Annotated in this window: 1 protein-coding gene; it reads left to right on the top strand. The window is 72.6% G+C overall.

Features of this window, described 5'->3' with window-relative positions:
- Nucleotides 1–563: sugar-binding domain-containing protein (locus G3I78_RS47215; RefSeq protein ID WP_239158466.1), on the top strand; the 563-nt coding region annotated here is incomplete at both ends.

Genomic DNA, 563 nt, shown 5'->3' with positions numbered 1-563 from the left:
AGGCCATCGCCAAGCACCTGCACACGTCGCGGTCCACCGTGTCGCGGCTCGTGAAGCGGGCCCGGGACACGGGGCTGGTCGAGATCTCGCTGCGGCCGGCGCGGAGCCGCGGCCCGGGGCTGGGCCAGCACCTCTCGAGCACGTGGGGCATCGACGCGTACGTCGTCCCGGTGCCGGACCAGGCGCCGCAGGTCGAGCGGCTGGAGCAGGTCGCCCTGACGACCGCGCGCCTGCTGTCGACGTGGTTCGACTCCGACATGATCCTCGGCATCGCGTGGGGGACCACGCTGTCGGCGATCTCCCGGCACCTGCCGCAAAAGCCGACGCGGGGGAGCGCCGTCGTCCAGCTCAACGGCGCCGCGAACACGCGCACGTCGGGCGTGCACTACGCGGGCGACCTCATCGCGGGCTTCGGCACCGCGTTCGACGCGCACGTGCACCATTTCCCAGTGCCCGCGTTCTTCGACTACGCCGAGACCAAGCGCGCGATGTGGCGCGAGCGGTCGGTGCGGCGCGTGCTCGACGTGCAGCACCGGGCGGACATCGCGCTCTTCTCCGTCGGG

The organism is Streptomyces sp. SID13726, from assembly GCF_010548375.1.
Lineage (GTDB): Bacteria > Actinomycetota > Actinomycetes > Streptomycetales > Streptomycetaceae > Streptomyces.
This window is presented reverse-complemented; position numbering and strand designations above follow the sequence as displayed.